The following is a 12,569-nucleotide window of genomic DNA, read 5'->3' as shown; positions in this document are numbered from 1 at the left end:
AGTTAAGGGCTCTAGCCTGTAATTCTAAACAAGTTGGGAGGTTACCCACAATGCGTGTACACATCACTTTAGAATGTACGGAATGCCACGAACGCAATTACTTATCCAGCAAGAACCGGCGTAATAACCCGGACCGGGTTGAATTTAAGAAATACTGCCCACGTGACCGGAAAGTAACTTTGCATCGTGAAACTAAGTAAGGTACGGGCGAGAGTCCGCACCTTTTTTTATTGAAAAAATCTCTCAAGGGGGTAAACCGATGCAATCCAAAGCCTTGTTACGGCAACAGACGATTCAAGCTTTGACCGCAATGCCCGCTGATCAACGTCAGGTGGCGTCGGCCGATTTGTACCGGCAACTATTTGCGTTACCAGCTTGGCAGGCCGCTAAGCGTATTGCAACGACCATCAGTGGGGACTTTGAGTTGGCGACCCAGCCAATCATTGACGGTGCTCGAGCCGCGGGGAAAACCATTGCGGTGCCGGTCACCTTACCGCACCGGCAAATGGCCTTTCACGTGGTGGACGACCAGACGACGTTTGCGACCAGTTCGTTTGGCTTGCAGGAACCGGTCAACGGTGCCATTATCGAGCCAGATGAATTTGATTTGATCATCGTGCCGGGGCTGCGGTTTGCCACGACCGGTGAACGGTTAGGCTTTGGCGGCGGTTATTACGACCGTTATTTACCCCGAACAAACGGGTTCAAGGTGGCACTAGCTTTGCCGGCGCAACAGGCGCAGCAGCCGACTTGGCCAGTTGAGGACTTCGATGTCTTATTGGACGCTGTTTTGGCAGCGCCCGTCCAATAGAAAGGAAGCCTTGCGGTGACGAATTTTAAATACCGGTTACAACGGTTAAACCAGATGCCTTACATGACGATTGGTTTGATTGTGATCAACGCCCTGGTCTTTTTGGCCATGACGTTGGCCGGTGGTAGTACCAGCGTGAACGTCCTGATTACCTTTGGGGCGAAGCTCAATGCCCTGATTCAGCAGGGAGAGTGGTGGCGGTTATTTACCCCCATGTTCCTCCACATTGGGTTTACACATATCCTGATGAACATGATTACCCTGTACTTTGTGGGGATGCAGATTGAAGCCGCTTTTGGGCACACACGTTTTCTCGTGATGTACCTGATTGCCGGTATCGGCGGGAACGTCGCGTCCTTCTGCTTCTCTAACAGCCTGTCAGCGGGGGCCAGCACGGCCATCTTTGGGCTGTTTGGGGCCTTCCTGATGCTAGGAGAATCCTTCTGGCAGAATCCGGGCATCCGGCAGTTAGCCCGGACGTTCATGGCGTTTGTGGTCATGAACATTGCCTTTGATCTGTTTACGCCAGGGATTGATTTAGCGGGTCACCTGGGTGGCTTGGCTAGTGGCTTCCTGATAGCGTATACCGTCGGCGTGCCACGAATTGGTCAGGTTAGTCCAGTTAAAAGAATCGTCGCCACTATCGTGTTAATTGGTGGCTTGGTCTGGCTTTATTTACACGGCATGGCCCAGTAATTGTCGAAAAGTCTCGTGCAATTTCATGGAGGTTGTGGCACAATGAAAACGTTATATGATGTTCAGCAGCTACTTAAAAAATTTGGTATTTATGTGTACGTCGGTAAACGACTTTGGGATATCGAAGTGATGGCATTGGAATTGGACCACCTCCGAAGAGCACGGGTGGTGGATGATCCAACCTTTGTCCAAGCAAAGATCGTTCTCACGCATGAACACCGTTTAGAGGAACAACGAGCAAGAGATAATCACCAATCCATTGGAGGGATTTAGCGTTATGGCACGAAATTTAATTGGGATCGATTTAGGTGGGACCACCACGAAAATGGCTTTTCTCTCACTTGCAGGAGAAATTCTGACGAAGTGGAGCATTCCAACCGACATCTCTGATGAAGGTAGCCACATCGTTCCAAACATCATTGATTCAATCAGTCAACATATCATCAACTCAGAATTCAGTAAGAGCGACTTCTTAGGTATCGGGATGGGGACGCCAGGTTCTGTCGATATTGAAAATGGAACCGTTATCGGAGCTTTCAACCTGAACTGGAAGAAGCGCCAACAGGTCCGTGACCAAATCCAAGAAGGCTTAGGCCTGCAATTCATCCTGGACAACGACGCCAACGTCGCTTCACTGGGTGAATACTGGAAGGGTGCCGGCGAAAAGGACAGCGATGTTGTCTTCGTTACCTTAGGCACTGGTGTCGGCGGTGGGGTCATCGCTGGCGGTCACTTGCTCCACGGTATCAACGGTGGGGCCGGCGAACTCGGTCACGTCACGGTTCAACCAAACGGTTACCTGTGTACCTGTGGCAAGCGCGGTTGCTTGGAACAATACGCTTCCGCAACCGGGGTCGTTCACGTGGCAGCCGACATGGCCAAGGACTTCATGGGCACGTCTCGTTTGAAGAAAATGGAAGACAACCAGGAAAGCGTCACCTCCAAGATGGTCTTCTACTTAGCCGACAACGGTGATATCTTGGCCAACCAAGTTGTTGACCGGGTAACGTTCTACCTCGGCTTAGCCTTAGCTAACGTAGCCAACATCTTGAACCCAGCCAACATCATCATCGGTGGTGGGGTCTCCAACGCCGGAAACACTTTATTACAACCAACGACGCGGTATTTCCAAGAAAATGCCTTCCCAGCTGTTCGTGACTCAACGAAGTTACGCTTAGCACAATTGGGGAACGACGCCGGGGTTATCGGTGCCGCTTCATTAGCTTTGCGGTTCCAAAAGAGCAACTAGAACAAGTGGTTTAGGAAGGACGATTTAGTTTGGTAATTGCAGCAATTTCAGGAATGATGGTCTACACCATCATTTTGTTAGTCTTGATCATCGCTTGGGCGGCTTGGCAAATGATTACGATCGTTCGCCGGAACCAAGTGGCCACTGTCATTGACGAGGACACATTCCAAGAAGGCATGCGTAAGGCTCAGGTCATTGATTTGCGTGAAAAGAAAGACTTTGATGCCGGCCACATTTTAGGGGCCCGCAATATTCCTTATTCCACGTTTAAGGCTTACCATACGGGTATCCGGGCTGACTTGCCCGTTTACCTGTACGACCAGGGGAAAGCATTGAGTACCCGGGCAGCCTTAATGTTGGGCAAGGAAGGCTACAAAGATATTTCGATTCTGAAAACGGGTTACGCCCGTTGGCAAGGTAAGACCAAGAAAACAAATTAAGCAAAATAAAAGTGTGTCACGCGGATTTTTTCCGGTGACACACTTTTTTAATTACCCTGATAAGTTGACCAAGTAACTGGTCTTAGTAAAACTTAGTTGTGATGAGCGGCGTGACTCTTGCGGTTAGCCAACTTCCGGTTTTCTTCGAACCGAGCTTCTTGATCTTCGATTGGTTGAACGACCTTCTTCTTGAAAGAAAAGACTGCGCCGGCAACGGCACTAGCGGTCGCAACAACGCCAAATAAGAACCCTTTTGTGAAGTGCTTCATAGCATTCGACTCCCATCGTTTAAGATTTTAAGTTATCCGCTTCCATTATGCTATTTTTCCCTTCAAATTGCTAGTGATTTACATGGTGTTCTGATTGGGTAGAGACTTGAGTTTGGTTACTGGCAGCGCCTTGCCGGCCGGCACCAATGGACTGGAATACTGGGGGTAGGACGCCTGAAGCCTGAGGAGCGGTCTTTAGACTCGCTTTGAACCGCTGGGGAGCACGTTTCAAAGTCGCCATTTTCTAAGTGGGACACTTAGAAAATCCCCCGGCTGAGTCCATTGGTGCCGGCCTATCGGCTGATTTGGGCGGACCTGGTAATGTTGCGATGCCTGCCAATTACTAGCTTTTTTTGGGGTGCTGGATTGTGGAAGGATACACAAGAGTCGGATGACAGGAAAAGTACAGGCAATTTAGGCTTTAACTCTTGGAAATGAGACCGACAGTGTGAGTGACCAGAGGCGGATCAAGGTGACCGGCTGTGTCGGTGTTCTTGGTTGGGAGAACTTGCCCAACCTAGAACACGGGACGACCTTGGAAACTCGCGAACTGCAGCGAGGTTTCAAGTCGAGGTGGAAGCCCGCACCACCGGCTGGAACCGGTCCCCACAGCAGGGCGCCTTGAATCCGCCGGCGGGAACGGAAGCAAAAACTGTCTCATTTCAAAGAGTCAAAACGTAACAATTTAGGACGAAACGCCGGGGTTCTGTGGTACCCTTACTAATAGAATTAACGTGAAGGGAATGGGAATGCGTGTTTAAGAGACAACCCACACAAATCATCGCACACCGGGGTAGCAAGGGGACCCGGCCTGAGAACACACTGCTGGCATTTCAGGCAGCGTTGGATGCTGGGGCGGATGGCATTGAGACCGACGTGCAATTTTCTAGCGACCACCAATTGATTATTATGCACGATGAAAAAGTTGATCGGACCACTAATGGTACCGGATTGGTACAAGACCATAGCCTGGCAGAAATCAAGCAATTGGACGCCGGTAGTCACTTTGGCAGTGAATTTGCCGGGACTAAGGTGCCAACGTTGGATGAGGTCATTCAGTTGCTGATCAAGGACCACTTTACCGGGGTGTTTAACCTTGAGTTGAAGACAAATAAAATTCATTATGACGGCATCGAACAGGCGCTGGCGGATTACTTCACCCAGCAACCCGTGCCGTTTCGGCTGGTCTTTTCGAGTTTTCGGGCGCAATCGATTGTGACGTTGCGTAGTCTGTATCCACAGGCGGAGTATGCCAAGCTCTTTAAGACGGCCGGGCGCCAGGCGAAACGCATGCAACGGCAGCACCTGGTTGGGGGCTTGCACCCAGATATTCGGTGGGTCAAGGCGCACCGGTTCTGGTTGCCCCACGTACAGTTGCGACCGTGGACCGTTAACAGTCCCGCCGACATGGCTTACTGTTTGCGGCACCACTTTGCCGGCTTGATTACGGATTACCCGGCGCGAGCAGTGGCGTTACGAGAAAAGATGCAGGGAGGCAAACGAGATGACTAAGGTTTTAGCAGTTGTAGGCCCGACCGCGGTGGGGAAAACCTCACTGGCGATTCGACTAGCCCAACAATTGAACGGCGAAATTATTTCTGGCGATTCGATGCAAGTGTATCGCCACCTGGACATTGGGACGGCCAAGGCAACGCCAGCGGAACAGGCCGCGGCGACGCATCATTTGATTGACGTCCGCGACGTGGATCAACAATTCACGGTCGCTCAGTTTGTGGATGCGGCCCAGCAGCTGATTCAAGAGATCACCGACCGGGGCCACCTGCCCATTATTGCGGGCGGGACCGGGTTTTATTTGCAGGCCCTGTTTGACGGCTTAAAATTGGGCGCCGATGCCCCGGGTGACCCGGCAATTCGCGAAAGTCTGCGGGCAGAGGCCCAGGCCAATGGCCCTCAGGCGCTCTGGCAACGGCTTAACGGCCTGGACCCAGTTGCGGCCGGTAAGATTCCCCCAACCAACGTCCGGCGCACGGTACGGGCATTGGAGGTCATTCAGGTCACGGGACAGCTCTTCTCCCACCAAAATAATGAGGGACCCCAGTATGATGAACTGTATTTGGCCTTAAATACCGACCGAAGCCTGCTGTATGACCGCATTAATCAGCGGGTCGATCTGATGATGACCGATGGCTTGTTGGATGAGGTCCACTGGCTGGCGGCACAAGGTGGCACGGATCTACCGGCCGCCACGGGCATTGGCTACCGCGAATTGTTGCCGGTTTTAGATCAGCCCAAACGGTTGCCGGCGGCTGTGGACCTAATCAAACAGGATTCCCGTCACTATGCCAAACGCCAGCTGACCTGGTTTCGGAACCAAACCACGGCGACCTGGTACGACCTGGTCCAACATCCAGAAGCTTATGAACAAATCATGGCCCAAGTAACTGATTGGCTGAAGGCTTAGTTCTTACGATTAATTAAAGAATTAATGATTTTTAGCCTTCATGTCATGTTTTCTAACATGAATCCTTGACTAGCGCTTTCAGCGTGGTATGATGGCATCATAGTTAAAGGGGGCCAGTAGTGATGAAGGAAAAAGAGTTACGTCGATCGTTGGCAGTCCTGCCAATTGGGACGGTGATGAAGTTAACGAGCTTGACGGCCCGCCAGATTCGCTACTATGAGGCCCAAGAGTTGGTCTTTCCCGAACGTAATGAGGGTAATCGGCGGATGTATTCGTTAAATGACGTCGACCGATTGCTGGAAATCAAAGACTACCTGGCTGAGGGGGTCAACGTGGCGGGCATCAAAGCCATTTATGATCAACAACAGCAGGCGGCCCAAGCGAAGGAAGCGGCCCAACGGCAACCGCTAACGGATGAAGACGTGCGGCGCATTTTGCAAGACGAATTCATTCGGCAGGGTGGCCTGGGTCATCCAACACCGGGGATGCCGCAACAGCGACCCCTTTAGACCACGGTAAGAAATTTCAAAAAACAGCAAGGAGCGATTTTTAATGGCAAAGCCGGAATTCACCAAAGATGATATTCGTCAGATGGCCAAGGACGAAAACGTTAAGTTCTTACGGTTAATGTTCACCGATTTATTTGGGACAATCAAGAACGTTGAGGTACCCATCAGCCAACTCGATAAGTTGCTCGATAACAAATTAATGTTTGACGGTTCTTCAATCGATGGCTTCGTCCGGATTGAAGAAAGTGACATGTACCTTTACCCCGACCTTTCCACGTGGATGATCTTCCCATGGAGTACGGAACGGGGCAAGATTGCCCGGGTCATCTGTGAAGTCTACACGACCGATGGCAAGCCATTTGAAGGCGACCCACGGAACAACTTGATTCGCGTGCTCGATGACATGCGCAAGGCCGGCTTCACCGACTTTAACATTGGACCAGAACCCGAATTTTTCCTGTTCAAGATGGATGAAAACGGCAAGCCAACAACCGAGTTGAACGACAAGGGGAGCTACTTTGACATGGCCCCAATGGACTTGGGTGAAAACTGTCGGCGTGAAATCGTCTTGACCCTGGAAGAAATGGGCTTTGACGTTGAAGCGGCGCACCACGAAGTCGCTCCTGGCCAACACGAAATTGACTTTAAGTATGCCGATGCCTTAACAGCGGCCGATAACATTCAAACGTTTAAACTGGTGGTCAAGACCATCGCCCGGAAGTACGGGCTGTACGCCACGTTCATGCCAAAGCCACTGGCCGGCATCAACGGTTCCGGGATGCATTTGAACATGTCCCTGTTCCATGACAAGGGGAACGCCTTCTACGACAAGGACGGCAAGATGGAATTGTCCGAAGACGCCTTCCACTTCTTGGGCGGCCTGCTGAAACATGCGCGGAGCTTTACCGCCATCTGCAACCCAATCGTTAACAGTTACAAGCGGTTAGTCCCTGGTTACGAAGCCCCAGTTTACGTGGCTTGGTCCGGGTCAAACCGGTCACCACTGATCCGAGTACCAAACTCCCGTGGCTTGTCCACCCGTTTGGAATTACGGAGTGTTGACCCCGCAGCTAACCCATACTTGGCCATCGCTGCCGTCTTGGAAGCCGGCCTGGATGGGCTGCGTAACCAATTGGCCCCACGTGAGGCTATCGACCGGAACATTTACCGGATGGATGCCGAAGAACGGCAAGAAAACCACATCACCAACTTGCCTGACACGTTGCACAACGCGTTGAAGGACTTGGCTGCCGATGATGTCATGCGCAATGCAATGGGCCATCACCTGTACCAAAGCTTTATCGAAGCCAAGAACTTAGAGTACAACTCTTACCGGACGCAAGTTTCCGAATGGGAACGCGATCAGTACCTGGAACTGTACTAAACGGGTTAAACTGATGGTCATTGCGCCTCCGGGCTGGTGAAAACTGGGCCTGGTCGCGTCCGTTCCCGGCGGCGCGCTCAAGACGCCCTGCTGTGGGGCCGGTTCCAGCCGAAGGGCGGGCTTCCACCTCAACTTTGAGCCGAAGTGCGGTCTCAAAGGTTGTCCCATGGAGCTAGGCTGGGACAGAACCCCAGCCAAGTCCATCGACACAGCTGGTCATCTTGGCGCGCCTCTGGTCACTTCCTTGACTGGTCCAGTTTTCCCAGCCCTGCGGCTAACACGGGTTTAGCCCAATAGTGACGGGTGGCAGTTACTAGTCACTGATGTGTCAGATGACTGTGCGAGTGGAATCAGTTTAGTCCTGTTGCGACAGGCACGTTAGCTGATAAAAAACTTTCGTACGCACTGTCTCCTAAAGATGGTGTGGTCGTCAGTGAGACCTCATTTTAAAACTTAAAACACCTAAAGATTCGGGACGATTGTCTCGAATCTTTTTTCGTGGTGACAGAGTAAAATTTTAACCGTCGAGAAAAAATTAATGATTTTCCCATAAAACTTCAGGCAAACTGCTTTTTTCTCGGCCGATTTTTGGTAACATGAACGTATAACCAAATGTTCACGGCAAGCGCTAGGGAACATCAGAATAATGAGGGATAATCCATGGAAAATCAAGAACAACAAGCTAGTGCCGCCGATGCCTTAACACAGGCAATCGCCAACAAGCTCGAATACTTAAGCACCTTGCAAGCCGCAGTTCAACACGGCGATGATCGTCAGGTTTACGAATTGCTGGATCAAGTGCGTTACTATCAAGAAGTGAAGAAGACCCGCTCGACCCGGGCAGTGAACCATCTGGCAGAATTGGTCGACAATATTCATCCCCAGATCAGCCACTACCTAAGTGACAACCTGATCGATTACTTGGGGCACATCTACCCATTCTTTTACTATGAAGAATACACGACCGGCCTGTTCCACATTTACTTTGGAAACTGGTGGGATCGGCGTCTCTTCGGCGACTTAGACGTCATTAACGTGAAGTTTGAATTCGACGAAAAGGAATACCAAAAGCTCAAGGATTCATTCGCCTTGGAAGCCCACGGTCAGCGGCTCAACACCGCTCAAATCGAATCCATTTCTGGTCAAAGTGAACAACTCCAGAAATTGGTGGACGCCCAAACGACGCGGGACAACCAAAAGGCTGAGTTGCGTGAACAGCTGAAGGAAAATAGTGGCAAGAGCAGTATGCCATGGGATTCCGGTAAGCTCAAAGACGAACGTCAGGGAATCATTGATCAATTGACCAAGCTGGCGGACGAGGACGAAAAAGCCCTGAATGCCCACAAGACGATCAAGGAAAACGATGATAAGATTCTGGTTTTGTCTAAGGAAGATACGATTTTAAACTACGAAAAACAGAGTATTCGCGACGCCTTTGATGACTTTGAACACTTCGAAGCCCACAATGCGAGTCTATATGCGGATTACTTGAACAGCCTGTTAGGCAAGAGTGAGGGCGAGGTGACAGTTGATGATTAATGAAAATGACCCATCGACATTGACCACCAGTGGCCGGTTACTCAACTATAACGAGGCAATTAAAGATGGTTTGGAAACGGGCTTGCGGTTCACCAAATTGATGGACCAACTGATCAAGACGACAGATCCCGATGAATTGGTTTCTGCCGCCACGGAATTGGCCGACTTTACGCTGGACTCCGACTACGTAACCTTCCCCCATCAGTACAGCAACGCCGACTATTACCTGTTATTCATGTCCCGGATGCTGGAACTGCACGATCAAGGAAAGAACGTTATTTTACAATCTCGCGACCACCACGAAGAGTTGACCCAACAGTTAACGCCGCTGGGTGACCGGGGAACGTTTAACTTCCGCGTGGAAACGTCTGAAAACGGTGGCGTTTACTACCGTGAACGGGCGACCGGCCAATCCCTGTTCTACCTGAACTTGGAACGCAAAATGTTCCGCTTCAACAGCCATGCGCTGACGCAGCTCTTCATCATCGACCTGCATGAAACGGTGCCTGCCGAAACGGTGAAGACATCCGTTCAGATCTTAGTAGACTTTGCCCGTTACCTGAAGGAAGACTACGGCTACTCCGTGGACTTCAACATTTTAGATGCCGCCAACCGTCAAAACTATGCGGTGCGGTCAACGGACTTACCAGCTGGAGTTGTGGACCGTCTGTTTGTCATGGCTGCCAAGGAAGACTACATGTTAACCAACGGCGTCAACGGCAACGGGGCCGAAATCGCGCTGGAACACGGTGTGGTGGTCGATATCTTTAACAACCAATTGGAAGGCCAACCAGAGTGGGTCTTGACGGTTCACGATGACGACCAGAAGATTTCCTGGTTCGACGTTCTCTTGAAGTACCCATTCATGCGTGATTGGTACCTGGAAAACCTGACGGATCTGGAAATCTCGTCCGACCCCTTGATCTTTGGTTAGGAGGATTCCCAACGTGTTAGAGTTAGCAAAATTAGTACAACAATCTATCGCCCTGGATGAGCAGATCACCCAGGACCGAGACATTGAAATGACCCGTAAGTCACAGATTGAAAACGCCTACGTGGCTCTCGACGTGGAACTGGCCGAAGTAGCCAACACGTCGGAATGGTTTAAGGTCTGGAAGACTCACCGTGGCAAGGCTGATGCCGGTCAAACGCCGGAAGAGACCCTGTTGACGGAGTACACGGACGCCATGGACTTTTTCTTCCTGGTTGCGGCCAAGAAGACCTGGACCCACCTGATCATGTTGACGGAAGAAGACCTGACGACCCTCGAAACCAGTCGGCCAGCCAAGGATTTGGATCAACAATACTTGATCCTGAAACGGATGGTGTTCAACAGCCACTTTGCCCACCGGCAAGAGGACTTCCGCCATGCTTGGCGGCTGTTCCTCAAGTGGGGATTCGTGGACTTCGGGTTTAGTCAGGACCAGATTCAGGCTGCGTACGAGGCCAAACGCCAAGTCAATCTCGACCGCCAAGCCAACAATTACTAACGGTTTTGGGTTTGGTTCGAAACGGTCGTTGACTCGCCTCCGGGCTGGTGAAAATGGGCCGTGGCGCTGTGGGCGCGCGCCTGGAGCCAAAGGACGGTCTCCAGGCTTACTTTGAGCCTCTGAGAAACGCGTCTCAAAGATAGCAGTTACCTAAGCGGGGGACCCGCTAAGGTAACTCCCACGGCTGAGCCCATTTTCACCAGCCCTGCGGCTGACACTGGTTTGACCCGCACCCGAAACTGTTAGTTGTTGGCGTGGGGTGACGGAGCGTGTTGGCTACATACTACGGTCAACTTGGTTGTGTATGATTAGCGGCCAACAAGCTTAACGTGAAAATTACAATGAAATAGTGAATGGGCTAGGCAAATGTTAGTGGCCAGAGGCGGGCCAAAGCGACCAGCTGTGACGATGGCCTTAGCTGAGTGATTTTCTCAGCTTAGCCCATGGGACAATCTTTGAGACCGTTCTTTGGCTCAAAGTTGAGGTGGAAGCCCGCTTCTCAGGCTGGAACCGGCCCCACAGCAGGGCACTTTGAGCCCGCCGCCGGGAACGAACAGGCCTAACCCAATGAATGATGTTTAAGAATAGAATGGTAAATGAAAAGCTAGTTCGTAGTCGGACTAGCTTTTTCTAGAAGTGAAGGGAGCGAGACATTATCAGTCAGACAGACCCACGCGTTGTCCGGACGAATGACCGGCTGCGCCAAGCATTGAGTACGCTACTCCAGCAAAACTCGTTGAAGCAGATTTCTGTACAGAAGTTGACCCAGACGGCCCAGATCACCCGCGGAACCTTTTACCTGCATTATAAGGATAAGGTGGACTTCCTCGAACAGACTGAGCAGCAGGTCATTGATGAATGGTTTGCGGCCGCTAAGACGACCCTGACGCCCCAGGGTGAACCGACCCGCGGTTTTGCGTTGGGACCGGCCTTACGGTATGTTGACCAACATCATCAGATCTTAGTGGTCTTGTTGCACCCCCAATTCACGCAGTTTCAACCCCGACTACTTCAGCGGTTTGAACGGGAAATGACCGCTTACGCCCAACACCTGCCAGCGCTCGATGGGGAACAGCCCCCACTGGATGTGCAGACGGCCTTTTTAGCGACCGCTTTTACCGGGCTGGTGCACCACTGGTTAAATGACAATCGCCGTTATCGGTCAGAATTTTTGGCACAATCTTTTTGCCAATTATTAAAGCCGGAAGTCACGCCAGTCGCGGCCTGGTTCGCACCGGTCGGGATTGACTTGCCAATTGGTGCAGAAAAAGCTTGACGTAAGAAATCCTATCAAGTATAATTTTCATGTTGTATTTGTGGACTTCCACAGCTGCAACCGCTCGGGACGAGTCATTAAGTTTTCCGCCTTGCGGAGCACTTGTTTTCGGCGAGTCTAAGTCTAAATATATAAGGAGGTGCACACACATGTACGCAATTATCGTAACTGGCGGCAAGCAGTACAAGGTCGAAGCAGGCCAAGCTGTTTACGTCGAAAAGTTGAACGTTGAAGCTGGTGAAAAGGTTACTTTTGACCAAGTTGTCTTTGTCGGTGGTGACAAGCCTAAGATCGGGACGCCAACTGTTGCAGGTGCAACCGTTACTGGAACTGTTGAAAAGCAGGGTCTGGAAAAGAAGGTTGTTACTTTCAAGTACAAGGCCAAGAAGGGCCAACATACGAAGAAGGGTCACCGTCAACCATACACCAAGGTTGTCGTTGATGCTATCAACGCTTAAGCCTAAAGATTAAAGAGAGGCGATCT

At 51.1% G+C, this 12,569-nt stretch carries 16 protein-coding genes and 1 other annotated feature; of the genes, 15 read left to right on the top strand and 1 reads right to left on the bottom strand.

The features are described 5' to 3' along the window. Positions 1 to 50: 50 nt before the first annotated feature. From rpmG to JUF13_RS06900, 6 genes are read left to right on the top strand one after another with little or no spacing between them, the layout of a single operon-like run. Positions 51 to 200 (top strand): 50S ribosomal protein L33, encoded by a 150-nt coding sequence (rpmG, locus tag JUF13_RS06925; RefSeq protein ID WP_011667723.1) that lies wholly within the window; start codon positions 51 to 53, stop codon positions 198 to 200. Positions 201 to 259: 59 nt separating this feature from the next. Beyond that, positions 260 to 811, top strand: coding sequence for a 5-formyltetrahydrofolate cyclo-ligase (locus JUF13_RS06920; RefSeq protein WP_203638759.1), 552 nt, complete (start codon positions 260 to 262; stop codon positions 809 to 811). A gap of 15 nt (positions 812 to 826) precedes the next feature. Next, positions 827 to 1,507, top strand: a complete 681-nt coding sequence (locus JUF13_RS06915) for a rhomboid family intramembrane serine protease (protein ID WP_225893631.1) — start codon at positions 827 to 829, stop codon at positions 1,505 to 1,507. A 42-nt stretch (positions 1,508 to 1,549) separates the two neighbouring features. Then, entirely contained in the window at positions 1,550 to 1,780 is a 231-nt protein-coding gene (locus tag JUF13_RS06910) for a YqgQ family protein (protein WP_203638758.1), read from the top strand. A 4-nt stretch (positions 1,781 to 1,784) separates the two neighbouring features. Beyond that, positions 1,785 to 2,756 carry an ROK family glucokinase gene (locus tag JUF13_RS06905; protein WP_203638757.1) on the top strand — a complete coding sequence of 324 codons (972 nt, stop codon included), beginning with the start codon at positions 1,785 to 1,787 and terminating at the stop codon, positions 2,754 to 2,756. Between the two features lie 29 nt (positions 2,757 to 2,785). Further along, positions 2,786 to 3,196: a rhodanese-like domain-containing protein gene (locus JUF13_RS06900; RefSeq protein WP_203638748.1), complete on the top strand. Its 411-nt coding sequence runs from the start codon at positions 2,786 to 2,788 to the stop codon at positions 3,194 to 3,196. 92 nt (positions 3,197 to 3,288) lie between these two features. Here JUF13_RS06900 and JUF13_RS06895 read toward each other — a convergent pair whose 3' ends face one another. Next, positions 3,289 to 3,465, bottom strand: coding sequence for a DUF3042 family protein (locus JUF13_RS06895; RefSeq protein WP_125765969.1), 177 nt, complete (start codon positions 3,463 to 3,465; stop codon positions 3,289 to 3,291). 753 nt (positions 3,466 to 4,218) lie between these two features. Here JUF13_RS06895 and JUF13_RS06890 point away from each other — a divergent pair. The 9 genes from JUF13_RS06890 (at position 4,219) to rplU (ending at position 12,543) form a co-directional block, all read left to right on the top strand. Beyond that, positions 4,219 to 4,977 carry a glycerophosphodiester phosphodiesterase gene (locus tag JUF13_RS06890; RefSeq protein ID WP_203638747.1) on the top strand — a complete coding sequence of 253 codons (759 nt, stop codon included), beginning with the start codon at positions 4,219 to 4,221 and terminating at the stop codon, positions 4,975 to 4,977. Further along, positions 4,970 to 5,887 carry a tRNA (adenosine(37)-N6)-dimethylallyltransferase MiaA gene (gene miaA / locus JUF13_RS06885; RefSeq protein WP_203638746.1) on the top strand — a complete coding sequence of 306 codons (918 nt, stop codon included), beginning with the start codon at positions 4,970 to 4,972 and terminating at the stop codon, positions 5,885 to 5,887. The genes JUF13_RS06890 and miaA overlap by 8 nt, the downstream gene beginning before the upstream one ends. 122 nt (positions 5,888 to 6,009) lie before the next feature. Then, positions 6,010 to 6,396 carry a MerR family transcriptional regulator gene (locus JUF13_RS06880; protein ID WP_125765966.1) on the top strand — a complete coding sequence of 129 codons (387 nt, stop codon included), beginning with the start codon at positions 6,010 to 6,012 and terminating at the stop codon, positions 6,394 to 6,396. Positions 6,397 to 6,439: 43 nt separating this feature from the next. Then, on the top strand, positions 6,440 to 7,780 hold the full coding sequence (gene glnA, locus JUF13_RS06875) for a type I glutamate--ammonia ligase (RefSeq protein ID WP_125765965.1): 1,341 nt from the start codon (positions 6,440 to 6,442) through the stop codon (positions 7,778 to 7,780). Positions 7,781 to 8,440: 660 nt separating this feature from the next. Continuing rightward, complete coding sequence (locus JUF13_RS06870; RefSeq protein WP_203638745.1) at positions 8,441 to 9,319, top strand: exonuclease SbcC; 879 nt, start codon at positions 8,441 to 8,443, stop codon at positions 9,317 to 9,319. Then, on the top strand, positions 9,312 to 10,253 hold the full coding sequence (locus JUF13_RS06865) for a hypothetical protein (RefSeq protein ID WP_203638744.1): 942 nt from the start codon (positions 9,312 to 9,314) through the stop codon (positions 10,251 to 10,253). The genes JUF13_RS06870 and JUF13_RS06865 overlap by 8 nt, the downstream gene beginning before the upstream one ends. A 13-nt stretch (positions 10,254 to 10,266) precedes the next feature. Continuing rightward, positions 10,267 to 10,809 (top strand): dUTPase, encoded by a 543-nt coding sequence (locus JUF13_RS06860; RefSeq protein ID WP_203638743.1) that lies wholly within the window; start codon positions 10,267 to 10,269, stop codon positions 10,807 to 10,809. A 709-nt stretch (positions 10,810 to 11,518) separates the two neighbouring features. Beyond that, positions 11,519 to 12,085, top strand: coding sequence for a TetR/AcrR family transcriptional regulator (locus JUF13_RS06855; protein WP_203638742.1), 567 nt, complete (start codon positions 11,519 to 11,521; stop codon positions 12,083 to 12,085). A 48-nt stretch (positions 12,086 to 12,133) separates the two neighbouring features. Then, positions 12,134 to 12,214: a sequence feature (ribosomal protein L21 leader region), on the top strand. A gap of 20 nt (positions 12,215 to 12,234) precedes the next feature. After that, the gene (rplU, locus tag JUF13_RS06850; protein ID WP_048736202.1) at positions 12,235 to 12,543 is read left to right on the top strand and encodes a 50S ribosomal protein L21; all 309 of its coding nucleotides are present in this window, start codon (positions 12,235 to 12,237) and stop codon (positions 12,541 to 12,543) included. Positions 12,544 to 12,569: the final 26 nt, after the last annotated feature.

Source organism: Levilactobacillus wangkuiensis, assembly GCF_016861605.1.
In the GTDB taxonomy this organism is placed as follows: domain Bacteria; phylum Bacillota; class Bacilli; order Lactobacillales; family Lactobacillaceae; genus Levilactobacillus; species Levilactobacillus wangkuiensis.
The sequence above is the reverse complement of the archived record's forward strand: the minus strand, read 5'-3'. Positions and strand labels throughout refer to the sequence as shown.

Coding starts and splice junctions, on each gene's coding strand:
- rpmG (WP_011667723.1), top strand. CDS start 51: ATGCGTGTACACATCACTTTAGAATGTACGGAATGCCACGAACGCAAT.
- JUF13_RS06920 (WP_203638759.1), top strand. CDS start 260: ATGCAATCCAAAGCCTTGTTACGGCAACAGACGATTCAAGCTTTGACC.
- JUF13_RS06910 (WP_203638758.1), top strand. CDS start 1,550: ATGAAAACGTTATATGATGTTCAGCAGCTACTTAAAAAATTTGGTATT.
- JUF13_RS06905 (WP_203638757.1), top strand. CDS start 1,785: ATGGCACGAAATTTAATTGGGATCGATTTAGGTGGGACCACCACGAAA.
- JUF13_RS06895 (WP_125765969.1), bottom strand. CDS start 3,465: ATGAAGCACTTCACAAAAGGGTTCTTATTTGGCGTTGTTGCGACCGCT.
- miaA (WP_203638746.1), top strand. CDS start 4,970: ATGACTAAGGTTTTAGCAGTTGTAGGCCCGACCGCGGTGGGGAAAACC.
- JUF13_RS06880 (WP_125765966.1), top strand. CDS start 6,010: ATGAAGGAAAAAGAGTTACGTCGATCGTTGGCAGTCCTGCCAATTGGG.
- glnA (WP_125765965.1), top strand. CDS start 6,440: ATGGCAAAGCCGGAATTCACCAAAGATGATATTCGTCAGATGGCCAAG.
- JUF13_RS06870 (WP_203638745.1), top strand. CDS start 8,441: ATGGAAAATCAAGAACAACAAGCTAGTGCCGCCGATGCCTTAACACAG.
- JUF13_RS06865 (WP_203638744.1), top strand. CDS start 9,312: ATGATTAATGAAAATGACCCATCGACATTGACCACCAGTGGCCGGTTA.
- rplU (WP_048736202.1), top strand. CDS start 12,235: ATGTACGCAATTATCGTAACTGGCGGCAAGCAGTACAAGGTCGAAGCA.